Source organism: Bacillus sp. K2I17, from assembly GCF_002209985.1.
GTDB classification, from domain to species: domain Bacteria; phylum Bacillota; class Bacilli; order Bacillales; family Bacillaceae_G; genus Bacillus_A; species Bacillus_A wiedmannii.
Map to the genome: position 1 here is coordinate 13,851 of NZ_NJGF01000018.1, position 23,012 is coordinate 36,862.

General features: G+C 35.0%; 26 protein-coding genes and 1 pseudogene. 20 read left to right on the forward strand and 7 right to left on the reverse strand.

From position 1 onward, the window contains the following. Window positions 1-77 precede the first annotated feature (77 nt). Entirely contained in the window at window positions 78-470 is a 393-nt protein-coding gene (locus tag CER22_RS19445) for a YueI family protein (RefSeq protein ID WP_000247570.1), read from the reverse strand. Window positions 471-703: 233 nt separating this feature from the next. Between CER22_RS19445 and CER22_RS19450 the strand changes: the two genes are divergently transcribed. Next, complete coding sequence (locus CER22_RS19450; RefSeq protein WP_000425101.1) at window positions 704-1,837, forward strand: BA2291 family sporulation histidine kinase; 1,134 nt, start codon at window positions 704-706, stop codon at window positions 1,835-1,837. 33 nt (window positions 1,838-1,870) lie between these two features. On the opposite strand, the gene CER22_RS19455 is transcribed toward CER22_RS19450, so the two are convergent. Next, complete coding sequence (locus CER22_RS19455) at window positions 1,871-2,620, reverse strand: DUF4397 domain-containing protein (protein WP_088063273.1); 750 nt, start codon at window positions 2,618-2,620, stop codon at window positions 1,871-1,873. A 1,002-nt stretch (window positions 2,621-3,622) separates the two neighbouring features. Between CER22_RS19455 and CER22_RS19465 the strand changes: the two genes are divergently transcribed. The 10 genes from CER22_RS19465 to CER22_RS19510 all read left to right on the forward strand — a co-directional run bounded on the left by CER22_RS19465 (window position 3,623) and on the right by CER22_RS19510 (window position 12,928). After that, window positions 3,623-4,933, forward strand: coding sequence for an aspartate aminotransferase family protein (locus CER22_RS19465; RefSeq protein ID WP_001205889.1), 1,311 nt, complete (start codon window positions 3,623-3,625; stop codon window positions 4,931-4,933). Then, window positions 4,930-5,628, forward strand: coding sequence for an acetate CoA-transferase subunit alpha (gene atoD / locus CER22_RS19470; RefSeq protein WP_088609392.1), 699 nt, complete (start codon window positions 4,930-4,932; stop codon window positions 5,626-5,628). Before CER22_RS19465 ends, atoD begins: the two co-directional genes overlap by 4 nt. Continuing rightward, window positions 5,613-6,275 carry a CoA transferase subunit B gene (locus CER22_RS19475; protein ID WP_000525267.1) on the forward strand — a complete coding sequence of 221 codons (663 nt, stop codon included), beginning with the start codon at window positions 5,613-5,615 and terminating at the stop codon, window positions 6,273-6,275. Before atoD ends, CER22_RS19475 begins: the two co-directional genes overlap by 16 nt. A gap of 15 nt (window positions 6,276-6,290) precedes the next feature. Then, window positions 6,291-7,559, forward strand: a complete 1,269-nt coding sequence (locus CER22_RS19480) for a peptidase (protein ID WP_088063274.1) — start codon at window positions 6,291-6,293, stop codon at window positions 7,557-7,559. Then, complete coding sequence (gene ablB, locus CER22_RS19485) at window positions 7,556-8,401, forward strand: putative beta-lysine N-acetyltransferase (RefSeq protein ID WP_088609393.1); 846 nt, start codon at window positions 7,556-7,558, stop codon at window positions 8,399-8,401. Before CER22_RS19480 ends, ablB begins: the two co-directional genes overlap by 4 nt. Window positions 8,402-8,500: 99 nt before the next feature. Then, the gene (gene rocR, locus CER22_RS19490) at window positions 8,501-9,886 is read left to right on the forward strand and encodes an arginine utilization transcriptional regulator RocR (protein ID WP_088609394.1); all 1,386 of its coding nucleotides are present in this window, start codon (window positions 8,501-8,503) and stop codon (window positions 9,884-9,886) included. Window positions 9,887-10,096: 210 nt separating this feature from the next. Then, window positions 10,097-11,518: a lysine 2,3-aminomutase gene (ablA, locus tag CER22_RS19495; protein WP_088609395.1), complete on the forward strand. Its 1,422-nt coding sequence runs from the start codon at window positions 10,097-10,099 to the stop codon at window positions 11,516-11,518. Then, window positions 11,515-11,787 carry a YokU family protein gene (locus CER22_RS19500; protein WP_000995761.1) on the forward strand — a complete coding sequence of 91 codons (273 nt, stop codon included), beginning with the start codon at window positions 11,515-11,517 and terminating at the stop codon, window positions 11,785-11,787. The genes ablA and CER22_RS19500 overlap by 4 nt, the downstream gene beginning before the upstream one ends. A 72-nt stretch (window positions 11,788-11,859) precedes the next feature. Next, complete coding sequence (locus tag CER22_RS19505) at window positions 11,860-12,075, forward strand: YozE family protein (protein ID WP_000750728.1); 216 nt, start codon at window positions 11,860-11,862, stop codon at window positions 12,073-12,075. 190 nt (window positions 12,076-12,265) lie between these two features. Next, entirely contained in the window at window positions 12,266-12,928 is a 663-nt protein-coding gene (locus CER22_RS19510; RefSeq protein ID WP_000101496.1) for a hypothetical protein, read from the forward strand. Between the two features lie 4 nt (window positions 12,929-12,932). Here the strand turns inward: CER22_RS19510 and CER22_RS19515 are convergent, their stop codons facing one another. Further along, on the reverse strand, window positions 12,933-13,100 hold the full coding sequence (locus CER22_RS19515; RefSeq protein ID WP_000456535.1) for a DUF3930 family protein: 168 nt from the start codon (window positions 13,098-13,100) through the stop codon (window positions 12,933-12,935). Window positions 13,101-13,250: 150 nt separating this feature from the next. Here CER22_RS19515 and CER22_RS19520 point away from each other — a divergent pair, with 150 nt between their 5' ends. The 5 genes from CER22_RS19520 to CER22_RS19540 all read left to right on the forward strand — a co-directional run bounded on the left by CER22_RS19520 (window position 13,251) and on the right by CER22_RS19540 (window position 15,994). After that, complete coding sequence (locus CER22_RS19520) at window positions 13,251-13,430, forward strand: YozD family protein (RefSeq protein ID WP_087982478.1); 180 nt, start codon at window positions 13,251-13,253, stop codon at window positions 13,428-13,430. Window positions 13,431-13,540: 110 nt separating this feature from the next. Then, on the forward strand, window positions 13,541-13,723 hold the full coding sequence (locus CER22_RS19525; RefSeq protein WP_000473373.1) for a hypothetical protein: 183 nt from the start codon (window positions 13,541-13,543) through the stop codon (window positions 13,721-13,723). After that, window positions 13,723-14,544 carry a serine/threonine protein kinase gene (locus tag CER22_RS19530; RefSeq protein ID WP_088609396.1) on the forward strand — a complete coding sequence of 274 codons (822 nt, stop codon included), beginning with the start codon at window positions 13,723-13,725 and terminating at the stop codon, window positions 14,542-14,544. Before CER22_RS19525 ends, CER22_RS19530 begins: the two co-directional genes overlap by 1 nt. Continuing rightward, entirely contained in the window at window positions 14,526-15,284 is a 759-nt protein-coding gene (locus CER22_RS19535; protein WP_088609397.1) for a sporulation protein, read from the forward strand. The genes CER22_RS19530 and CER22_RS19535 overlap by 19 nt, the downstream gene beginning before the upstream one ends. Window positions 15,285-15,358: 74 nt before the next feature. Next, window positions 15,359-15,994, forward strand: a complete 636-nt coding sequence (locus CER22_RS19540; protein WP_142293514.1) for a phosphatase PAP2 family protein — start codon at window positions 15,359-15,361, stop codon at window positions 15,992-15,994. Here CER22_RS19540 and CER22_RS19545 read toward each other — a convergent pair. Both CER22_RS19545 and CER22_RS19550 read right to left on the reverse strand, forming a co-directional pair. Next, entirely contained in the window at window positions 15,984-16,865 is an 882-nt protein-coding gene (locus CER22_RS19545) for a cation diffusion facilitator family transporter (RefSeq protein WP_142293515.1), read from the reverse strand. The two genes, CER22_RS19540 and CER22_RS19545, sit on opposite strands and share 11 nt — an antisense overlap. A gap of 295 nt (window positions 16,866-17,160) precedes the next feature. Continuing rightward, on the reverse strand, window positions 17,161-17,475 hold the full coding sequence (locus CER22_RS19550; RefSeq protein ID WP_000658777.1) for a thioredoxin family protein: 315 nt from the start codon (window positions 17,473-17,475) through the stop codon (window positions 17,161-17,163). 589 nt (window positions 17,476-18,064) lie between these two features. Here CER22_RS19550 and CER22_RS33130 point away from each other — a divergent pair. Continuing rightward, the gene (locus CER22_RS33130) at window positions 18,065-18,238 is read left to right on the forward strand and encodes a hypothetical protein (RefSeq protein ID WP_170968428.1); all 174 of its coding nucleotides are present in this window, start codon (window positions 18,065-18,067) and stop codon (window positions 18,236-18,238) included. Here CER22_RS33130 and CER22_RS19555 read toward each other — a convergent pair. After that, the gene (locus CER22_RS19555; RefSeq protein ID WP_088063281.1) at window positions 18,217-18,825 is read right to left on the reverse strand and encodes a hypothetical protein; all 609 of its coding nucleotides are present in this window, start codon (window positions 18,823-18,825) and stop codon (window positions 18,217-18,219) included. The two genes, CER22_RS33130 and CER22_RS19555, sit on opposite strands and share 22 nt — an antisense overlap. A gap of 248 nt (window positions 18,826-19,073) precedes the next feature. Here CER22_RS19555 and CER22_RS33700 point away from each other — a divergent pair, with 248 nt between their 5' ends. Together CER22_RS33700 and CER22_RS19560 are read left to right on the forward strand one after the other, a co-directional pair. Next, a complete protein-coding gene (locus CER22_RS33700; protein WP_255288454.1) occupies window positions 19,074-19,199 on the forward strand; it encodes a hypothetical protein in 126 nt (41 codons plus the stop codon). Between the two features lie 574 nt (window positions 19,200-19,773). Further along, the gene (locus CER22_RS19560; RefSeq protein ID WP_088063282.1) at window positions 19,774-20,127 is read left to right on the forward strand and encodes a hypothetical protein; all 354 of its coding nucleotides are present in this window, start codon (window positions 19,774-19,776) and stop codon (window positions 20,125-20,127) included. A 219-nt stretch (window positions 20,128-20,346) separates the two neighbouring features. Here CER22_RS19560 and CER22_RS19565 read toward each other — a convergent pair whose 3' ends face one another. After that, complete coding sequence (locus CER22_RS19565; protein WP_088609399.1) at window positions 20,347-22,338, reverse strand: collagen-like repeat preface domain-containing protein; 1,992 nt, start codon at window positions 22,336-22,338, stop codon at window positions 20,347-20,349. Between the two features lie 315 nt (window positions 22,339-22,653). Between CER22_RS19565 and CER22_RS34305 the strand changes: the two are divergent. Further along, window positions 22,654-22,823 (forward strand): annotated as a pseudogene (locus tag CER22_RS34305) (DUF6944 family repetitive protein); the annotation flags it as partial. Window positions 22,824-23,012: the final 189 nt, after the last annotated feature.

Here is a 23,012-nt window from a genome sequence, read left to right on the forward strand (position 1 = left end):
GTTTACGCTTCCATACTCGTTTTTTTATTGTTTGTTTTACGTTTCTCGGAACGATTTAATTTAACCAAGTGTACCTTTTACTTCATTTCTTGTTTGAAAATAGCATCTTCTACATAAATTTGTTCTTTGTCAACAGCAGTGCTATGAGATAATACTAAACCGATTGGTGTTTCTATACCTTTATTTTGAACAATTGTAAAAGGAACATTTTTTTCATTTGCTAATTTAATGTATTTTGATAAATGTGGGTAAGCAATGCCACCATTTAGGAATATTTGTAATGATTGAGAAGAGCGCATGCTACTAGCTACTTCAGAATATACATTACTTTGCATTACTTGACCGATAGTTAAAGCGATTTCTACACGCTCACGTAACGTAGTTAAATACATATTACGTTCTTCTGGTTTGTTCTGCTTTTGGCCGTAAATGCCTTCTTGGAGATAATCTTCCACATTTTTATTTACCATATTTTTCACACCTTTCATTTTCTATTGTACGAAAGAATGAAGCAGGATGCAAAAAAAGTCGCATCGAATGTAAAAAATTTTGAATGAAAGGAAGGAAAATGGAATGTATCAATCTAAACAATTAATAAGGACATTAAAAATTTTATCAACACATATTAACAAAATGTGACAATAATCTATTAACGAATCGCATTTTTTGTGTTAATATTCAAAATATAAAGGGTGTTCGTCGCATGGAAATGGAGGGAATGGGGGTTTTTCCAATCGATAAGGATATTAAAGAAGTATTTTGTTCGCACTTGAAAAACAACAGGCACCAATTCGTTGAGAACTGGAAAAACAAAATGATAATTTCCGATAAAGATCCATTTAAACTAGAAGCAGTTCAAAATGGAGAGGATTTATTAGAGTTAATTATCGAACTTACTATGGAAGAAAAAGATATAGATTATCTTCAGCCATTATGCGAGAAAATTGCTATTGAACGTGCAGGGGCAGATGCGAATATTGGAGACTTTGTTTATAATGCAAATGTGGGAAGAAATGAACTTTTCGAAGCGATGTGTGAATTAGATGTTAGCGCACGTGAATTGAAACCGATTATGGCCCAAATACATACTTGTTTTGATAAATTAATTTATTATACTGTTTTAAAATACTCGGAAATTATATCAAAAAATTTAGAGGAAAAACAGCAATATATTAACGAAACACATAAAGAAAGGCTGACGATTTTAGGGCAAATGTCAGCAAGTTTTGTACATGAATTCCGTAACCCACTCACTTCAATTATGGGATTTGTTAAATTATTAAAGGCAGATCATCCAAGTTTATCTTATTTAGATATTATTTCGCATGAATTAGACCAATTAAATTTTCGTATTTCGCAATTTTTACTCGTATCGAAAAAAGAAATGTGGAATAAATCAGAACAATTTTGGCTTAATGATTTGTTTCAAGATATTATACAGTTCTTATATCCGAGTTTGGTCAATGCAAATGTTTCGATTGAAAAGAATTTACCGTATCCAATTCCACTTGTTGGCTATCGGAGTGAAGTGAGACAAGTATTTTTAAATATATTAATGAACTCAATTGACGCTCTAGAATCAATGAAAGAAGAACGGAAAATTATCATTGATGTATTTGAAGAAGATCAATCGATTCGAATTGTGATAAAAAATAATGGGCCAATGATTCCAGCTGAAAGTGTAGAAATGATTTTCGAACCATTTGTAACTACTAAAAAGTTAGGAACTGGTATTGGATTATTTGTATGTAAACAAATTGTAGAAAAACATAATGGGTCCATCATGTGCCGTTCAGATAACGAATGGACAGAATTTCAAATTGTATTTCAAAAATAAACAGTCTACACCAAATGAATGGTGTAGACTGTTTTAATTCGTAAGTATAACGGCTTCTAATTTAGGATCTTTAGTTGAATAACCTAAAAGTGAAATTGTATATATGATGTTCGGTTCGACTTTGAAATTCGGTATAGTTAGTAAGACGCTGGGATTATCGGCGAGTGAAACTTCAATATCTGCTGTACCAGGACTAACTTCCAAAAAATCTGTTATTTGTTTAAAGAGTACATTTTCAAATAAATGATCTCCACCTTTTAAATCTACATTTACAACAGGGGTATCTGGAGAAAAATGTGCAAAGCGTATTTTTGCTTGACCAGCTGGTAAATGTGTATTATCAAGCATAGGTTGTAATTGTAGATGATTGTCACTATTTATTGCGGCAAAAGTATAAGTGTGATTCCCCATTATTGGTACTAAAGCTGAAAAGATGGGAGTTTCATCTCCAACAGGGACAATATCTATACGGTATTTACCTTGCACTAATGTTAAATAGGGACTAAATTGTTTAAATGAAATATTTTTAATAACCTTTTGCCCGTTTACTAAAATGTCAACCGCAGGTGTATTGGAAGCAGAGTGAAAAAAACGTATGTGTGACGGTAAAGCAGCTTCTTGTGAATCTCTTTTTTCATATGCCTGTACAAGTTTCGTAAGCGCATCGTAATATTTCATATATAGTTCTACATATTTTTTCGGATTTTTAAATTGATAGTAACGAGCGAGCTGTTCGTAACGTGCAGCTTCTTGTCCATATTTTTCGATTTCAGATTGAGACATGAATATTCCTCCTTTGTCATCATTAAAACTATATGCTTAACAAGAAAGAGGTTATGCGAAAAAATTGTTTTTTGAAGGAGAAAAGTTGAAAATTAATAAAGAGTATTGCTTAAGGATAAGTGTTTTTTAGGCGAAAGAGCCTTATAATTTTCTAGAGTATACAGCAATATATCATCTATGTTAGATGATGATGTACCGATTACAATGTATATTTCGAAATAAAAAACCTTAAGAGCGTATGAAGTAACATATCGAAAACATGTCCAAAAATCCTTAGGAAACTAGGGATTTTTTTAATAATGGGCAAATACACATACAAAGTGATAATTGTCCTACATAAATTATAAAGGAAAGGTAGTTTAAACATAAGGAAAGGAATAAAATATTGGGATGGGGATATCCAAAAAGGAATTGTGAATGGAGTTATGGACGATTTTGTGCTTTACGATGTAGGATGAATTTTGAATTTGTAACATTATTTTTCTATTTACGTTAGCAAGTGGCAGTATTAACCGATAAAAGAGCGTCGTGCCGAACTGATTAATGTGGTTAATCGGTTCTTTTTTTATTGTATAAAACGGAGGAGAATGTATGTAAAATATAGGTTTCTATAAAAATAATTGCTATGTATTTAGTAGGATTAATTGTCGATATTTGTTTGAAAATATGCAATATAAAGTAGGAGAATAGGAAGGAGTTTAAAGGGAGTTTCGTCGAAGTTTACACAATGTCGGCAATTGAGGGAAGCTGATATTATGTTAAGAAAATATGTAGTGAAGCGTTTATTTTATATAAAGGAGGGTTATTGGAGCGTATAGATAAGGGTTGGTCTTCGTTTTAAGTTCTGAATTTTCTGTTTTCTAAATTAATATTTAGTACTCATTTGTATATTTTATAATAGTTTTTTGATAAAATCACTGCTTTCGCAGAGGGTTCTTTTTTATGAAAGAAACGTCAATTTTCTTCATATATATATACAAATTGGAGAAATGGGGGAGCGCTATGCGCGATTACTTAATTAAACCACTTGTTGGTCAGCCGTATCCAATGATTTCACATGGAAAAGGTGTGTATTTGTATGATCAAAACGGAAATAAATATTTTGATGGCTCGTCAGGGGCAATTACGGCAGGTATTGGGCATGGCGTAAAGGAGATTGCAGATGTTATAAAAAAGCAAGCAGAGGAGATTGCTTTCGTTTATAGATCACAGTTTACGAGTGAACCAGCTGAAAAATTAGCGAAGAAATTAAGCGATTTAAGTGTAGGAGATTTGAACTGGAGCTTTTTTGTAAATAGTGGTACGGAAGCAAATGAAACAGCTATGAAAATTGCAATCCAGCATTTTCAAGAGCGAGGTATTCAAGGGAAGCATAAAATTTTGTCACGATGGATGAGTTATCACGGTATTACGATGGGAGCCTTATCAATGTCTGGGCATCCACTGCGCAGACAACGTTTCGTGTCAATTTTAGAAGATTATCCAACTATTCCAGCTCCATATTGTTTTAGATGTCCGGTGCAAAAGGTATATCCAACTTGTCAGCTTGCTTGTGCGACTGAACTAGAAAGATCAATTGAAAGAATTGGTGCAGAACATATCGCAGCTTTTATCGCTGAACCGATTATAGGAGCAGCTGGAGGCGCAGTCGTTCCGCCGAAAGAATATTATAAAGTCATTAAAGATATTTGTAGTCATTACGATATTTTATTTATTGCTGATGAAGTAATGACAGGGCTTGGTCGTACTGGCGCATGGTTTGCGATGGAGCATTGGGGTGTAGAACCGGATATTATGACTCTTGGTAAAGGTTTAGGAGCTGGATATACACCGATGGCAGCGACGATTGTAAGTGACCGTGTTATGGAGCCAATTTTACGTGGATCGCGTTCTGTAATGAGTGGGCATACGTTAAGTGCAAATCCATTATCTGCAGCAACAGCTCTAGCTGTTATTGAATATATGGAGAAACATAATCTACCTGAAAAAACAGCAGAAAAGGGAGAGTATTTAATAAAAGGACTACAGAAAGTTCAGCAACAATCGACAATCATTGCTGATGTGCGCGGAAAAGGGTTGCTGATTGGTGTAGAATTGCAACCGTTTACAAAAGCGTCGGAACTTATTTCGGTTGCAGCTAAAAATGGTCTTCTTTTATACCAAGCTGTTTCAGGGCAAGCAGGAAAAGAAGATAGTGCACTGCTTGTAGCACCGCCGATGACAACTACATATTCCGAGTTAGATGAATTACTTTCAATTTTTGCAAAAAGTGTAGAAGAAATGATGCAAAAAGGAGGGCATAGTATCGCATGACAACTATTACGAATACATTCGATAAATTAAAAGAGATAGAGGAAGTAATTTCTTTGTTCCACGATGATATGACATTAATGTTTGGAGGATTTGGGGGGATTGGATCCCCTCCATCTTTAATACAGGCGATTTTAGAAAAAGGAGTTACAAATTTAAATTTAATAGGAAATGACACGGGATTTCCTGATGTAGGAATCGGTCGTCTTGTTACGAATGAAAGAGTAAAATCATTAATTACTTCACATATTGGTTCAAATCCAAATGCAGGAAGACAGCTAAACGAAGGAAGGTTACAAATCGAGTTTTCTCCTCAAGGAACATTAGCAGAGCGTATTCGTGCTGGTGGTGTAGGACTTGGAGGTGTATTAGTTGATGTAGGTGTTGATACGATTGTAGAAGAGGGAAAACGTACAGTTGAAATGAATGGCAAGGCATATTTAGTTGAAACAGCATTAACTGCTGAGGTTGCGATTGTATATGCGAAAAAAGCGGATCCGTTTGGTAATCTTGTGTTTAATAAAAGTGCTCGTAATATGAATCCTCACGTAGCTATGGCAGGGGATATAACGATTGTAGAAGCAGAAGAAATCGTTCCACTTGGAAGTTTAGATCCAGAAGAAATTGTTGTCCCAGGAGTATTTGTAAATTATATCGTACCGTCGGAAGGAGTGAATTGGAAATGGGTATGGGCGTAGAAGTGAGAGATAAGATTGCTAGGCGTGCGGCGAAAGAAATACAAAATGGTATGATTGTAAATTTAGGTATTGGTATACCATCGCTTGTACCGAATCATCTTCCTGACGATATAAACGTTATGTTTCATGCGGAAAATGGAATTGTAGGTATGGGACCTACGCCAAGAAAAGGGAATGAAGACGAAAATTTATGTAACGCAGCAGGTTTACCGACTTCTCTAATTACAGGAGCGAGTTATTTTGATAGTTGCACAGCGTTTGGGATGATTCGAAAAGGTTTATTAGACATAACGATTCTTGGTTCATTACAAGTAAGTGAGAATGGTGATTTAGCAAACTGGATTGTACCAGGAAAACGCGTTCCAGGTATTGGGGGAGCGATGGATTTGGCACAAAAAGCGAAGCGGGTCGTTGTTGTGATGAATCATGTCGATAAATACGGAAATGCAAAGATTGTTTCGGAGTGTACATTACCATTAACTTCAAAGAAATGTGTAGATTTAATTATTACGGATATGGCAGTTATGGAAGTGACGCAGGGTGGACTCGTTTTACAAGAATTAATGAGTCCATACACAGTGGAAGATATAAAACAACATACAGAAGCTGATTTCAAAATTGGCTCTAACTTACTAGTAATCGAATGAGGGGAGATGTAATATATGGAGCAATTAAAAAAGAAAATTTGTGATTATATCGAGAGTCATGAAGAGGAAAGCGTAAAATTTTTAAAACGATTAATTCAAGAAAAAAGCGTATCTGGTGATGAAAGTGGTGCGCAGGCAATTGTGATTGAAAAATTACGTGAGCTAGGTTTAGATCTTGATATTTGGGAACCTTCATTTTCTAAAATGAAAGATCATCCTTATTTTGTATCACCGCGTACAAGTTTTTCAGATAGTCCGAACATAGTGGCAACTTTAAAAGGAAGTGGCGACGGGAAATCTATGATATTAAATGGACATATTGATGTCGTACCAGAAGGAGATGTGAATCAGTGGGACCATCACCCTTATAGTGGTGAGCAAATAGGGAATCGTATATATGGTCGTGGAACAACGGATATGAAAGGCGGCAATGTCGCACTGATGCTTGCGATGGAAGCTATTATTGAATCTGGTATTGAATTAAAAGGAGATATTTATTTCCAAAGTGTAATTGAAGAAGAAAGTGGCGGGGCAGGAACATTAGCGACTATATTACGAGGATATAAAGCAGATGGTGTCATTATTCCAGAACCAACAAATATGAAGTTTTTCCCGAAACAACAAGGGTCCATGTGGTTTCGTCTACATGTGAAAGGCAAAGCAGCACACGGTGGAACGCGTTATGAAGGAGTAAGTGCAATTGAAAAAAGTATGTTTGTTGTAGATCATTTGAGAAAATTGGAAGTGAAGAGAAATGACCGAATTACAGACCCGTTATTTAAAGGAATCCCCATTCCAATTCCAATTAATATTGGGAAAATTGAAGGTGGGAGTTGGCCAAGTTCTGTTCCTGATTCATTAAATTTAGAAGGAAGATATGGTATTGCGCCGAATGAGACTATAGAGGCAGCAAAAGAAGAGTTCGAGAATTGGATCGCTGAATTAAATAATGTAGACAATTGGTTTGTTGAAAATCCTGTAGAAGTAGAATGGTTTGGAGCGAGATGGGTTCCTGGTGAACTAGAAGAAAATCATGAGTTAATTACGACACTAGAGCATAACTTTGTTGAAATCGAAGGGAATGAACCGATTATTGAAGCATCTCCGTGGGGGACTGATGGAGGTTTATTTACACAAATCTCAGGTGTACCAACGATAGTATTTGGTCCAGGAGAGACGAAAGTAGCACATTATCCAAACGAATATATAGAAGTTGATAAAATGATAGCTGCCGCAAAAATTATTGCATGTACATTACTAGATTGGTGTGAGGTGAAAAAATGAAATACTATGAATCTTTTAGAGAACAGACGAATGGCTATACAGTAGAAGGCGTTTTAGACTATTTTAATAAACGTATTCGAGTAGACCACTACACAGGAAATATTCAGAGGATTATCCAAACAATTGACGAATTAGCAGAGAAGCATTCTTTCACTAAATGTATTATTAAAGGAAAGGGAGAGCATGTTTCTACATGGCTCTCTTTCGGTTTTTTATTGGAAGCAACAATACCGCATTATTTTCAAGGTCACGATGCATACTTCTTCGTGAAATTTATTAATGATGAAAGACGAAATAGTATTCATTGGGCTGAGGAAGATACCATTTTAAGCGGTGTTAAAGCAAAAGAAGTAAAGGAAAAAATAGTACCAGAGAAATTTTTATTAAGAAAAGCGACAGAAGAGGATGCGGAAGAATTAGCGGCTGTCTTTGGAAAAGTATTTGAAGTTTATCCGACTCCTTTAAACGAAGCGAGTTATGTAAAACAAACGATGAAGGAAGACGATACAATATACTATGTGTACGAATTCGAGGGGAAAATAATTAGTACAGCATCTGCAGAAATGAATATAAAAGAAGGAAATGCAGAATTAACGAATTGTGCTACTTTACCCGAATATCGTAAGCATGGGTTTATGAAAAGTTTACTAATTAAGTTAGAAGAAGAACTGCAAGAAAAATCGATTTTCTGCTCCTATACAATTGCTCGATCGCTTTCTTTCGGAATGAATGCGGCCTTTCATCAGTTAGGTTATACGTATACAGGAAGACTGGCGAACAACTGCTACATTTTCGATAAGCTGGAAGATATGAATATATGGGTGAAAGATTTGTCTAAATAGTACGGTATAAAAAATAGAACGGAATCGTAATGCTTATAATCGCATATAGGTATGCCGAAAATTCGGCATGCGATTGCTGAATTTTCGGCGAAAGGGGGGATGACATTGCTAGCAGTTTCGACACAAGAAGTCATTGAAGCGATTTTGGGCAGTATTGATGAGGCTATACACGCAGTAGATGAAAATGGTATTACAATTTTCTATAATACTGTAGCTGCAAAACACGATGGATCAAAAATTGAAAAAGTGTTAGGAAAACATTTGTTAGAAGCGTTTCCTTCTTTATCTAGGGAAACGAGTACGTTAATGAAAGTGTTAGATACAAAAAAACCAATCGTTCATCAAGTTCAGCATTATCAAAATTTAAATGGGGAAGACATTTGTACAGTAAATACGACGTTACCTATTTTTATAGATGGAAATATTGCTGGGGCTGTTGAAATTGCAAAGGATTATTCCACAGTTCAAAAACTTACGGATACAATTGTAGATTTGCAGTCAAAAATAAAGCGGTCATCTAGAAAAAAAGCAATTAAAAAGCATGTTGCATTTGAGACGATTGTGACGGATGATGCTCGATTTAAACAGACGAAAGAATTAGCACAAAAAGTAGCGCCAACTGATGCAAATGTTTTAATATATGGGGAAACAGGAACAGGGAAAGAGTTATTTGTACAAGCGATTCATGAAGCTTCTAAACGGAAGAACAAGCCATTTATTGCACAAAACTGCGCAGCTTTGCCAGAGTCGCTATTAGAAAGTTTATTGTTCGGAACGACGAAAGGTAGCTATACTGGGGCAATTGAACGAGCGGGATTATTTGAACTTGTAGATGGTGGGACATTGTTTTTAGACGAACTGAATTCAATGCCTCTCGATTTACAAGCGAAAATGCTACGTGTATTAGAAGATGGTGTTATTCGTCGAATTGGTGATAATAAGACGAGAAAAGTAGATGTTCGCGTTATTACTGCAATGAATCAGCCACCAGAAATATGTTTAAGAGAGAATAAAATTCGTACTGATTTATATTATCGATTAAATGTCTTTTCATTGTATATTCCGCCGCTACGTGAAAGAACTGAGGATGTCTTATTATTAGCGTCTTATTTTTTGAACGAATATAATAAAAGTTATAAAAAAGGTGTACTTCAAATAGATAAGGAAGCGAAAGAAAGACTACAAGCTTATCAATGGCCTGGCAATGTTCGTGAGCTAAAACATACGATTGAACATGCTGTCATTATTGCAGAAGGGGATACACTAACAGCCAATTGTTTACCGCGTACATTTCGGAAAGAGAATCTGCCAAAGAATAAGAGTATATTGCCACTTAGAGAAGCACTTCATCAAACGGAAAAGGAATTAATAGATCAAGCGTTAATTGAAACGGAAGGGAATATATTACAAGCTGCAAAAATGTTAGGTATCCCTCGCCAAACGCTTCAATATAAATTGAGTAAGTACGACAAAACCGCCGAATAATTGGCGGTTTTTGTGTGTTTGCACCAATAAAAGAGCGTTTACATATATAAAAAGTAATGAATATGATAGTATGTATGGATTTTATACAGTGCTTACAAATATTTTTTCGTTTATGTAATAGCGTTCACCGTACATTTACTTATCAATAATGTAAAGTTGGCATAACTATTGCTTATATAAAGGATGAGCGTATAAAAAGGGGGAATAGCAATGTTACATGATGTATACAAACCAAATCGTCACTGGAAGGATATCGAGTTGTGGAAGGATGTTACTGAAGAGCAATGGAATGACTGGGTTTGGCAATTAACGAATACGATCAAAACTTTGGATGACTTAAAGAAAGTGATTAATTTAATACCTGAAGAAGAAGAAGGCGTTAAAATTTCAACAAAAACGATCCCGTTAAATATTACACCGTACTATGCTTGGCTAATGAATCCTGATGACCCACGCTGTCCGATTCGGATGCAATCTGTACCGATCTCGGAAGAGTTATATAAAACAAAATATGATTTAGAAGATCCGCTTCATGAAGATGAAGATTCACCAGTTCCAGGTCTAACACATCGTTACCCAGACCGCGTATTGTTCTTAGTAACGAATCAATGTTCTATGTATTGTCGTTACTGTACACGCCGTCGTTTTAGTGGACAAATTGGAATGGGTGTGCCGAAGAAACAATTAGATGATGCAATTGGTTACATTCGTGATACACCACAAGTACGAGATGTATTAATTTCTGGTGGAGACGGTCTTCTTATTAACGATAAAATTTTAGAATATGTATTAAAAAATTTACGAGAGATTCCGCATGTCGAGATTATTCGTATCGGAACGAGAGCGCCGGTAGTATTCCCGCAGCGTATTACAGAAAACTTATGTAACATTATTAAAAAATACCATCCAGTATGGTTAAATACACATTTCAATACTTCTATTGAAATTACAGAGGAATCGAAAAAAGCATGTGAAATGCTAGCGAATGCTGGTGTTCCAGTCGGAAACCAAGCAGTAATTTTAGCTGGTATTAACGACAGCGTTCCAATTATGAAAAAACTTATGCATGACTTAGTAAAAATCCGTGTACGTCCATACTACATTTATCAATGTGATCTATCTGAAGGTATTGGTCATTTCCGTGCACCAGTATCTAAAGGTCTTGAAATTATTGAAGGTTTACGCGGTCATACATCTGGTTATGCGGTTCCAACATTCGTTGTAGATGCACCAGGAGGCGGCGGGAAAATTGCGCTTCAACCAAACTATTTAATTTCGCAAAGTGCAGATAAAGTTGTGCTTCGTAACTTTGAAGGTGTTATTACAACGTATCCAGAGCCAGAGAGCTATATCCCAGGAAGAGCAGAAGGGTACTTTAAAGAAATCTATCCAAACTACGAAGAAAAACGTTCAGATGTTGGTATTGCAGGTCTTATGAGTGATAAGAAATTTAACCTTGTTCCAGACGACTTACAGCGTATGAGCCGTCGTAAAGACTATGAAGATAATGACACTCATGCATCACTAAAAGATAAACGTGATAAGCGTGATCAACTTAAAGATAAAAAGTATCAATCGCAAATGGCTAAATTAGAAGAAGACGACAAAAAAAATGAGGGTGATGCAGTATGAATTGTATGTGGTGTGACAGTACAGAAGCGAAAGAAAGCTTGAATACTGTATATTGGGAATTACCAGATGGTACGAAAGCCATTGAAATCCAAGAGACACCATGCATTTCTTGTTCCTCATGTGGTATGGACTATCAAGCAGATCAAACAGTGAAAGAAATAGAAGATCAATTGTTTCTAATTTATACGAAAGATTTACCAAAACAACTAACATATGAAGAATTAATGGGAAGACCACGTCTATTAAAAAGAAATTATTTCGACTTTTAACCAGCTTTTATGCTGGTTTTTTTCTTTTTTGCCTTGTATAATGTATCCAAGTTAGAAAGGCAGGGAATATTTTTGAAAAAGACATTTTACCACTATATGATGAAGCATCGTGCAGCTTTATTTAGTAATGAAGTATCGAATTTAGCAGAAGCAATGTATGATGATTTAAGCTTTCCAAAGCAATCTGAAGATTATGATGAAATTAGTTCATACTTAGAGTTAAGTGGATTGCTAGAAAGTATGTCTATATTTGATGAAGCTTGGGATTTATACATACAAGAGAGATAAGAACTATATGAATTTTTTGACGTGAAGCTAGTCTATTTGCTAGCTTTTTTTTACGTTGTAAATAATTTTTTTATACGGTGATATTTTTTATTGAAAAAATTTATGAATATACGCTTCTGTGATAAGCGTTTTTATGTAGGTTGCATATACTGTTATCAAAATCACGACGTCAAAAAAAGGAGAGATATAGATGGCGAGAAAAAAGCAACCTAAATATAACGTAGGGGACATAGTCGTGATTACGCTATATGGAACCGTTGGTAAAATCACAAATATGAAGGTTTTAGATGGAGTTTACGTTTACGAAGTCAATAATCACGATGGGTTTTACGTAGAGCAAACGTTGCAGCACGTTTCAGAGCAAGATATGAAAAAAGGTGAAACTGAGTGGATTGAATTAAATTATAATTTCACATTTGGTGATCTCGTGCAAGTAACAGGATACGATAAAGATGTGTTTCGAATTGTTGGTTTTCGTACAGAAGTATGGAGATATAAAAATGACGCATGGGAAGATACTATATACGAATTGTCACGAATTACGGATGGTGAATGGTTAGAAGCGGATGAGTCAGATTTAACGTTACTTGCTAATGCTCAAACGGCAAATGCAATTTTGAAGAAAATGAAACAAGATAAAGCTGGTATGAATAAATTAGATTTAGGAAAATTAAAGTCAATTAACAACTCAAAAAAAGTGAGTGTTAAGACAAATCGTCAAGAGATCATTGATGGATTACTTGATATTTATAACGATTATCAATTGTTATTCGATACATTTAAAGATGAAGAATACAAAATTGTTATGGATGTTGTTCATAATTATTTAGTTAAATTGACAGAGAAAAAATAGTTAACTAGAAAGAGAGAATGAATTGAACAACAACATATGCAGTATAAGGTATGCCTACAATTATTAAAAAAATAAAAAGCCATTTAATAAGAGAGTCTGCCCATTGATCTTCATGCATGAACTCTTCTTTTGTTTGCCCTACTTCTTGTTCTACCTCATATTGGTATTCCATAATTAAATCCCCCTTTTTGATAGCTTGTACTACCATCGTATGCATCTCGTCCAAAGGATATGACCTATAAAAAAAGAAAAACTATTTTTCTAATCTCATATACATAATTTTGAGATTTTTTCATAAAACAGAAATAAAGGAGTGATGCTCATGAAGGAAATTGAGGTCGTAATTGATACGGAAGAGATTGCGGAGTTTTTTTATGAGCAACTAATTGAAAGAGGGTACGTCCCAAAACGAGAAGAAATTGAAGATCTCGCAGATATTACATTTGAGTATTTATTAGAGAAATGTATGATTGATGAAGTTTTTGATGAAGATGATGAGTGAAAGTAACGGCGGGCTTAACTCGTCGTTTTTTACTCTTTACAAACTTGTCACAAATATAGTCGGAAATTATTGGTATAATTAAAAGAAAATTTTACTCAAGAGGTGAAGGGATGTTCAAAAAAATTATTGATTCTTTATTAGGTAGGAAAAAAAATCGTTCGTATTCTAGTAGTGATTATCGCCATAGAGGTCGCTCTTATTCAAGTAGCGATTATAAACGACGTTCATCTGGTTATGGGCATCAACATTATAAAAGAAAACGTAAAAGTCGTAGCTTCTTTTCAAGTAGCTGATGAAATGGCGTCGTATACTAGCTTTATTTGATAGACCACTGCGAAAAAATACAATCGTTGCAGAACGTTATAAAATTGAATCAGTAATTGGAATGGGCAGTTATGGGGTTACATATGTCGTTAATGATTTACAAATAAATAGAAATAAAGTCTTAAAACAATTAAGACAGAGTAAACAAAGGTATGAGTCAGGTAGAAAATCATTTGAACAAGAGAAAATGATTTTACAAACATTAAATCATCATGCAATTCCTAGTTTATATGATCATTTCGTATGGGAGAAAAAAAGTTTTTTCGTGATGGAATATATGCCTGGTAAAAATTTCGAAGATTATATTTTCTTAGATGGGCATGTATATACAGAACGTGAAGTTTTAAAAATTTTATATGAAATATTAGAAATTGTATCGGTGTTTCATAATAATGGTATAGTTCACCGAGATTTACGCATTCCAAACATATTAATGAAAGAAAACCAAATTAGTATTATTGATTTTGGATTAGCTAAATTGAAGGGTGAGGGTGATGAACGAGCTACAGCTTATGAAGGTGAACAAGCTTTGATGCGAGAAGTTCACTTTCGTAGCGATTTTTATGCGCTTGGTCATTTCTCGTTATTTTTATTATATGCAGGCTATGAATCTAATGAAAAACATGAAAAACCATGGTATGACGAATTAACTTTGGAAAATTATAACCGTGAAATGCTTATGCGAATGTTACAAATAAAAACGCCGTACTATGAGAATGTACAAGATTTAAAAAAAGATATAGCTTTTGCTTTAGAAAGGATGGAGGTTCCGTGTTTCAAAAGTTTTTAGCAAGTGTTGGTATTGGTAATGCAAAAGTAGATACAGTTCTTGAAAAAGATGAGTATATTGTTGGAGAAGAGATACTAGGGAAGGTTCATATAACTGGTGGTTCAGTTAGCCAACAAATTGAAAGCATTTACTTAACATTATCGACGTCGTATGTACGAGAAGTGGATGATAAAAAAGTAACAGCAACATATGATTTAGAACGAGTTCGTTTAACAGAACCTTTTTCTGTTGAGCCGAATGAAAAAAAAGAAATTCCATTTTCATTTATAATGCCAGTTGAAACCCCGCTTACAATTGGAATGAAAACAGTTTGGGTGCATACAGGTCTTGATATTAAACGCAGTATAGATCCAAGTGATCGTGATTACATTCAAGTGTTGCCCAATGCACTATTAAATAGTGTGTTAGAGAGTGTAAATCAATTAGGTTTTAAAGCGCGTCATATAGAATGTGAAGAATTACCGTATCGATTACGTAAGCAAGTTCCGTTTGCACAAGAATTTGAGTTTGTTCCTGTTTCCGGAGAGTATTATGGGAAATTAGATGAACTAGAATTATTAATCTTACCAAGCGCTTACGATCGCCTAGAGATTATTATGGAAGTAGACAGAAAATCTCGCGGATTAGCAGGTTTATTTGCAGAAGCGCTTGATCTTGACGAGAAAGTGATTCGCTTTACAGTAACGAATGAAGATATTCAAACAATGCAAGAAAAAATTAACAATTATATTTTTAAATAAACTATGCATAAAAAAGAAATGGAGAGGAAAACTAAAACAACCGCTCCATTTTTTTGTATAGTGAGGTTATGTATGTGAAACGATATCGACATTTATACTTGTTAAGTTTTACGCTACTCATTTGTTTTGTCGTATTATCACTTTCGTATCATACCGCTTGTATTGAGAAATTTGACAATATAGTCGCGCATTTTATTCAAAGCTTTCGAAACGATTACTTGACAGCCTACTTTACTTGGGTATCTTTTATCGGTTCCAAAAGAATATATTTTCCGTTACTCATCATTCTTGTAATGTATTTTCTCGTTAGAAAAAAGTTGCTTAGTGCATTACTTCTAACAATTAATTATTATGGATCTCGTTATTTAAACAGTATGCTTAAACTATGGTACGAACGAGCAAGACCTGATGTAACGCAGCTTGTTACTGTAACTGGATATAGTTTTCCGAGCGGTCATACGATGAATGCTACTGCTTTTTTAGGATTTATTGCATACGTCACAATTACTGAAGAACGTATTACATTGCATAAAAAATTGTTGATTATTTTTATAGCGAGCTTTGTTGTATTATCTATTTCAGTTAGCCGAATATATCTTGGCGTTCACTATCCATCTGACATATTAGCAGGATGGGCAGCTGGCGGTAGCTGGCTCGTTTTATGTGTTATATTTCATAAAGCGTTCATGAAAAAAGAACCTATGTCATAATAGGTTCTTTTTCCATTGGTTCAACATGAATGTGTGCATGGTAAATGCCAAACTTTTTCCGGAGCATAGCCTCGATGTTATCAGTAATACAATGACTTTCACCAACATCCATACGAGCATCTACTTCGATTGTAATATCAACGTACGTTTGATTCCCGTACATACGAGCGCGAATATCTACGATGTTTTCCACGCCACCAATATGTTCAATAGCACCAGCGTACTCTTCCATCTTATCTGGATCGATTCCATCCGTTAACATATGAGAAGCTTCTACGAAAATCTCCCATGCAGTTTTACAAATAATAAGGCCGACAAGTAAAGCGGCAATAGGATCTAAAATAGGCATTTGGAACTGCGAACCGACAATACCTACTACTGTACCGATACTTACGAGAGCATCTGATAAATTATCCTTTGCAGCGGCTTCTAATGATTTGCTTTTTGTGCGCGCTGCAATCTTTTTCGTATACAAATACACAAAGTACATAACGACAGCAGAAAATAAGGCTACCCATGCAGCAAGTACATTAGGCGCTACTTGTTTCGGATTTAAAAAAGATTGAATAGCACTAATAATAACTTCTAATCCGACCGTTGCCATAATAAAAGAAGCAACAAGTGATGCAATTTGTTCTGCGCGTGAATGCCCATAAGGATGATCTGGGTCACGAGGTTTACGAGAGATTTTTAGACCAATTAATATCGCTAAAGAAGCACCGATATCCGTTAAGTTATTTAAACCGTCAGCACGTAATGCGCTAGAGAGGGTAATATAACTGATGATAATTTTCATAGAGGATAAAAATATGTAGGCCATAATGCTGACAATAGCACCTTTATCAGCTTCTTTATGAGAAAGAGTATCCATTTTAATCACTCACCTTTCTACAAGGAATTTCTTTCTATAAATAGAGTACCAAACGAAACTCGTGTGGGTCTATACAAACATTGTTGACGTTTTTTAGGTTTTTAAGAAGGGGATAACAAAGTTTCGTGAAGGAAAAATATGTTGTAAAGTGCAAAGTTAGGGTGTGAACGCGATTTGGATCGAGGGGATAGGGAAAAGGATAGATGTATTATGATGAATCCGTATACTACACCGCTCAAAGGTGATTGGGCAAAATAAAAACCCTCTAGAAAATATATTTTAGAGGGTCTTCATCTTAGTATGCTTCTAAAAACTCAGTAACTTGCTCTTCAGTTTTTGCGTTAGCACTATGTAAGTGGCCTAGCTTCTCACCATTTTGATATACAAGTAAACTTGGAATACCCATTACTTGATACTCTTCAGCGATACTTGGGAACTCATCTTTATTAATAGAATACCATTCAAACTTATTGAACTCTTCCATTACATCTCCGATAAAGTTGTCCATACGCACACAATCTGGGCACCATGTAGTAAAGAACTTAACAACTACTGGCTCCTCACTTGCGATAATGTCTTTGAATTCCTGTTCAGATTTGATTTCTTTCATGTCTTGTTTCTCCTTTTTCACTATTAATATTTTAGGTTGGAACCTCACTTTTCTTTATAAGCTTTTTCTAGGGTTGTGTCAAACTTCTGAATTGTAAGGTTACTATTATAAGTAGGGTAATTCAAATTGTATTCATGATAGCCATTGCTATAACGTTCTTTTTTTCCTCACATATTTTTATGAGATGTTTATGAAGCGACTGAAATGTAATGTCGGATAAAACAAGCAATCTCTTTCTGGTACTTAGAGAAGGTAAACGGTGGATAATCATTACTCATAAATTTTATGAGTGAATGAAACAACAAGCAGGAAATTCAAAAAAAGATGTAGGGGATGCATGTATGAATTTAGAGGAATCGTTATAAGAACGTATTCGTGAAGTTGTGAGAGAAGAGATTAGGGCGGCGTTATATGAGTTCCAGCAATAATCACAACCCCAAAAAGTAATATGGGTGAAAGAAGCGTGACTAACAAGAGGGGAAATTGCTGCACTGTATAGAGTGAAAGAAAAAACATGATGTGGAACGCGAAAGGGATCATAAGAACATCTTAGGAATTATTTAGCGGTTAAGAAGTCAGGGGAATTAGGATGTTGAAATGGGTGAAGAAACAAAAACGCCCACCTTGCATTGTTTGTGAGAAACAAGAAGGTGAGCTTCAATTAAAAGAAACGAATTGGATTTGTGAAAATTGTGCCCAAATTACGCATGAACAAGGTATTGAAAGAGATACCTATACCCTTTATATCTTATTCCATAAATAACAAAGCTGGTGGGCTTCTGATTCAAGAGCTATTAAATGATCATTATTAATAGAGTTATTCGTATACATTCTGTTCTTTTGGATGTTAAGGACAGTATAATTCACATCGTTATATTTATTTGAAAATGTTGATTCATTTAATAATGTCAGTGTTGAGTTGATGTTATATTTATCAATTCGCTCTTTTTTTCCTTTGAAAAATAGTTTAATAAGATGCGGCTCATCATTAATGAGCAAACCGAGTTCAGGTGATGAGCGGACGATTAAATTATCTGATAACCAATGTGATTTACCTGGATCAAACCAAGAGACTTCTTTGTTTTTAATAAATTTTTTGTACTGCTTTATAACATCAATGTAGTTTTGCTTTTTCTTCTGATCAACAGTTTGTACTAATGTTTCAAAACAATCAAAAGGTAGTTCGTTTTTATGAAATTTAATAACAGTTTCTCGTAATTGTTTCCAGTAATCAAAAACCGGGTGATATTCAGGTTGAGATTTTAAATTCTTTACAAAATTTGTTTTAGCTGCACTACTTTTCAGTGTGAAGTCTAAAAATTGTGTAAGTCCCACTTTAATTTCCGCCATGTTACACCTCCTTTCCAAATGTTACTAATTCAATATTGGAAAGGGAAATCCTGCATTTTTAAGGAGGTGAACTAGATGCTAGAAAAACCGATGTTCATACACAATGGTAATTGTAAAGCTGATTCGCAAAAATGACGAAAATCCCAATTTATTTTATATATTCAGCCACGGTGTGTGAGTGCTGTGGCTTTTGTATTTCTTATTGAGCTTGGTATTCATGGAATACTTTCTAAGAGGAGGAAACTGGAATGGATCTACACCCACTAAATGATAATAATCCGAAAAAAGCATTGGAAGGGTTTTTAAAAGCAGTGGAGAAAGCCCAGAAAGAAGAGAATGAAAAATCAAAGAAAGCAAATAAAGAAGATGAGTGAAGCGCGCTATCGTTAAAATGACGAATAACGTGCTTTTTTATTTTTTTCATAAAGCGCATGCATATTCATGGATTTACAGATATTTGTTACGTGGGCATAGTGTTTTTGATAAATAATATTATGGAAATAAACGGAAATGCAATTATATGAAAAAAGGTCCTGTTGTTTCCAACAGGACCTTTTCTAAAATGGCAAAGAGTAACTCTTACCTTACTCTTCTCGTATATAATACATGAAAAAGATAGATGTGTATACAACAAGAAATTCCAATATAATTATTTGAATATAGTGTTTAAGAATAATAAGATGGAATTTTAAATAAGGAATTAAATTACAAATGTTGATTTGTCAGGTGATTCAAATGAATTTCTATCAAATTGTAGTTAATAAAGTGATATTGAGATAATAAGATATGTAATTTTGCATACCAGATTTTTAAAGCGAACAAGGGTATGGAATATTTAAATAATACGGAAGTTGAGGGAGAGTAATACTAAAATTTCATTTGTTTTTTACTGTAATAAATAAATTTATTTGAATAGAAGCGAAAAATAGAGGTTTGCCTTAGTCATTTATGAAAGTCAAGAATATTTATAACCATAGGAGTAAATACACAGGTCCGATTTTTGTAATGATGGAGGGCATTGATATGGACATAACTCAAAGTATGGCAAGAATAGTGGTAAATGGAAAGGATCTTCCGTTTATTTCAGTTAGAACTTCTGTATGGAATCAAGGACCTGTAAATGATTTAATTGTTTCGACAAACTTGAGAGCCGAGGAGCTTTATCAGTTTATGTGGTCACAAGTGCCAGTAATGCTTGCGATGTATTTTCTTCAAGGAGCGGACTTAATGCGGTTTGCTAGAATTAATGGGATTAATCAAAGTGTAACGGGAGAATATATATATCATTTCTCTTGGGGATAAAACGAATGTAAAGTAGCTTAACAGCTGCTTTTTTATTTTATAAAAGAATTTTAGAAGATTAGAAAATATGATTAGAGCGTGATATAGATAATTTGTGACTGTTTTTCACGTTCGTAAAGTTAAGCAGTTACTTCATTTCATACAAGGGGGACTTTGAATATGAAGTTTTTAAGGAACGAAAAAAACAGAGAGACATATATTTTTGTCTCTCTGTTTTTTTTATTCACAAATAGTTCCAGTTGCTATACCAGTTGGAGCAACGCCTACTGGAACAGTATCTATAACCATATTTGTAGCAGTATTGATAACAGAAACAGTATTGCTACCTTGGTTTGTAACGTAGGCGAGAGTGCCATCTGGTATGATGGTTACTTGATCCGGGGATAAGGCAACAGGAATTGTATTAATTACAGTATTTGTCGCCACGCTTATTACTGATACATTATTACTAACTTTATTTACAACGTAAATACGTGTGCCATCTGGTGTAATATCTATACCAACCGGTTCAGTACCTACGTTAATTGTATTAATTACGGAATTAGTAGCGGTGTCAATAACAGAAACAGTATTGCTGTTTTGATTTGTGACATAGGCACGAGTGCCATCTAGTGTAAAGACGATTATTCTAGGACGAATGCCAACAGGAATAGTAGCGCTAACTGTATTAGTAGCAGTATTAATAACAGAAATTGTGTTGCTTAATTCGTTTGCGACATATGCAAAGGTTCCATTTGGAGAAACGGTGATTCCTTGCGGAGCGTTACCAACAGGAATGGTAGCAACAACTGTGTTAGTAGCAGCATTTATAACAGAAACAGTATTATTACCGTGATTTCCAACATAAACAGTTGTATTATTTGGAGAAACAGCTACACCAATCGGGTCGCTTCCAACAGGAATGGTAGCGATAACAGAATTTGTAGAAGTATTAATAACGGATACGGTATCAGAAAAAATATTAGTAACATAAGCGCGAGTCCCATTTGGTGAAACGGTTACTTCAAGAGGAGCATTATCTACAGTAATTGTAGCAACAACTGTATTTGTTCCGGTATTAATTACAGATACTGTATCATCTGTGGGATCGTCTATGGCTCCTGCGTTTGTAACATAAACAAGGAAATTACATGCAGGTCCAGTGGGGCCGGTTGGCCCAGTCGGTCCCGTAGGTCCTGTTGGACACTCACAATCTCCAGTCGGTCCTGGTGGTCCTTCCGGTCCTTGAATACCTTGCACACCTTGAGGTCCAGTCGGCCCTTCTGGTCCTTCCGGTCCTTGAATACCTTGCACACCTTGAGGTCCAGTCGGCCCTTCGAGTCCTTCCGGCCCTTGAATGCCTTGCACACCTTGAGGTCCAGTAGCTCCTTCTGGTCCTTCCGGCCCTTGAATACCTTGTACTCCCTGAGGTCCAGTCGGTCCTGGTGGTCCAGGAACTCCCATTCCAGTCCCAGAGCCAGTGGGTCCAGGTGGTCCAGGTGGTCCTTGAAGCCCTTGCACACCTTGGGGTCCAGTCGGTCCTTCCGGTCCTTCTGGCCCTTGAAGCCCTTCCACGCCTTGAGGTCCAGTAGCTCCTGCAAGTCCTTCCGGTCCTTGAAGCCCTTGCACACCTTGAGGACCAGTAGCTCCTTCTGGTCCTTCTGGCCCTTGAATTCCTTGCACACCTTGAGGACCAGTAGCTCCTTTAGGTCCTGAAAATCCTCTAGGTCCTGTCGCTCCAGTAGGACCGGGTATTCCGATAATATTTAATAGAGAACTATTCAATATTCCTTGCAAAATTAAGTTGAATGTTTGTTGTAACAATGGGTCCGATATATTGGAACAACTAATGAGCGAAGATAAATTTTGGAATAGAAATTGGAATAACGCAGAGATTTGAGTAAGAGATGCAGTGGGCAAAGAATTGATTAATTGAGTGATAGTTCGTATAACTAAATTTTTATTTGGAGTATTTGGTTGTACTGCAATGATTAAATCATTTAACGCTTGTAATGATGATTGGAGTATTTGTATAGTTGTCGGATTTGGCGTGGTAAAGAAAGAAAGGATAGCTTGATTTAATTGGTTAATTAGGGACAATAATTCTTGTTGCTGAGAAAATGAGAAAAAAACAGGTGTACAACAATTACTTTGATCACAAGGGGATATAGAAATAAAACAGGGAAATTGGAATTTTTTGCACGGATCGTTTGAGTTTTGATTATTTTTCATAATTACCTCCTTTTTAAAATTTTATCATAGTTAAGTATGCTTTAAGTGTTTGTATTTTCTTCTGCATTTAAAGGATTTGTAAGTATTTGTGTAATGTTCAGGAATATTTTTCTTCTAAGTATATGCTTAGAAAATCGAGACGTTCTTATGGGACGTATAATCAATACTTGGTTATTAAAAGGAAGTGTAAGTAAGAAGAGAAAACAAAATGGAAATATATTTTTATTAACTTAAAACATAAAAAGATTAATTTATTAAGTGTTCTAGTGAAGAAATCATCTATTTGCAAAAACTACTTTGTTTTATAGGAAAAGTAATATAAATGGAAAAAATTTAAACAATCAAGTAAATAGCGAACCGAATGAAAAAATAAAGGAAGACAGCTGATAGAAATAGCAGGAAGTTGGATACAAGCCGTAGGTTCCGTAATTTTATTAATTGGACAAATACGTGAAGAAAATGAAGAGTTGGAAGGGAGCGATTGATAGACTAGTTTAAAAAATTAAAATGTAACTATTTTCTAAAATGACAAGGAGTAATTTTCACCTTGTTTTTTGATGAACCATTTTTATATGAAAATCATATAATATATTGTAGGACAAGCAACCAGTTTATAATCTATTAAATACTCCAAGAGCTTACCTTTTATATATCTTCGCATCTACTGATCTAGA

Bases quoted from the DNA above. Each gene is read 5' to 3' on its own strand.
- CER22_RS19445 (WP_000247570.1), bottom strand. From the start codon at position 470: ATGGTAAATAAAAATGTGGAAGATTATCTCCAAGAAGGCATTTACGGC.
- CER22_RS19450 (WP_000425101.1), top strand. From the start codon at position 704: ATGGAAATGGAGGGAATGGGGGTTTTTCCAATCGATAAGGATATTAAA.
- CER22_RS19455 (WP_088063273.1), bottom strand. From the start codon at position 2,620: ATGTCTCAATCTGAAATCGAAAAATATGGACAAGAAGCTGCACGTTAC.
- CER22_RS19465 (WP_001205889.1), top strand. From the start codon at position 3,623: ATGCGCGATTACTTAATTAAACCACTTGTTGGTCAGCCGTATCCAATG.
- atoD (WP_088609392.1), top strand. From the start codon at position 4,930: ATGACAACTATTACGAATACATTCGATAAATTAAAAGAGATAGAGGAA.
- CER22_RS19475 (WP_000525267.1), top strand. From the start codon at position 5,613: ATGGGTATGGGCGTAGAAGTGAGAGATAAGATTGCTAGGCGTGCGGCG.
- CER22_RS19480 (WP_088063274.1), top strand. From the start codon at position 6,291: ATGGAGCAATTAAAAAAGAAAATTTGTGATTATATCGAGAGTCATGAA.
- ablB (WP_088609393.1), top strand. From the start codon at position 7,556: ATGAAATACTATGAATCTTTTAGAGAACAGACGAATGGCTATACAGTA.
- rocR (WP_088609394.1), top strand. From the start codon at position 8,501: ATGACATTGCTAGCAGTTTCGACACAAGAAGTCATTGAAGCGATTTTG.
- ablA (WP_088609395.1), top strand. From the start codon at position 10,097: ATGTTACATGATGTATACAAACCAAATCGTCACTGGAAGGATATCGAG.
- CER22_RS19500 (WP_000995761.1), top strand. From the start codon at position 11,515: ATGAATTGTATGTGGTGTGACAGTACAGAAGCGAAAGAAAGCTTGAAT.
- CER22_RS19510 (WP_000101496.1), top strand. From the start codon at position 12,266: ATGGCGAGAAAAAAGCAACCTAAATATAACGTAGGGGACATAGTCGTG.
- CER22_RS19515 (WP_000456535.1), bottom strand. From the start codon at position 13,100: ATGGAATACCAATATGAGGTAGAACAAGAAGTAGGGCAAACAAAAGAA.
- CER22_RS19520 (WP_087982478.1), top strand. From the start codon at position 13,251: ATGAAGGAAATTGAGGTCGTAATTGATACGGAAGAGATTGCGGAGTTT.
- CER22_RS19525 (WP_000473373.1), top strand. From the start codon at position 13,541: ATGTTCAAAAAAATTATTGATTCTTTATTAGGTAGGAAAAAAAATCGT.
- CER22_RS19530 (WP_088609396.1), top strand. From the start codon at position 13,723: ATGAAATGGCGTCGTATACTAGCTTTATTTGATAGACCACTGCGAAAA.
- CER22_RS19545 (WP_142293515.1), bottom strand. From the start codon at position 16,865: ATGGATACTCTTTCTCATAAAGAAGCTGATAAAGGTGCTATTGTCAGC.
- CER22_RS19550 (WP_000658777.1), bottom strand. From the start codon at position 17,475: ATGAAAGAAATCAAATCTGAACAGGAATTCAAAGACATTATCGCAAGT.
- CER22_RS33130 (WP_170968428.1), top strand. From the start codon at position 18,065: ATGTTGAAATGGGTGAAGAAACAAAAACGCCCACCTTGCATTGTTTGT.
- CER22_RS19555 (WP_088063281.1), bottom strand. From the start codon at position 18,825: ATGGCGGAAATTAAAGTGGGACTTACACAATTTTTAGACTTCACACTG.
- CER22_RS33700 (WP_255288454.1), top strand. From the start codon at position 19,074: ATGGATCTACACCCACTAAATGATAATAATCCGAAAAAAGCATTGGAA.
- CER22_RS19560 (WP_088063282.1), top strand. From the start codon at position 19,774: ATGAAAGTCAAGAATATTTATAACCATAGGAGTAAATACACAGGTCCG.
- CER22_RS19565 (WP_088609399.1), bottom strand. From the start codon at position 22,338: ATGAAAAATAATCAAAACTCAAACGATCCGTGCAAAAAATTCCAATTT.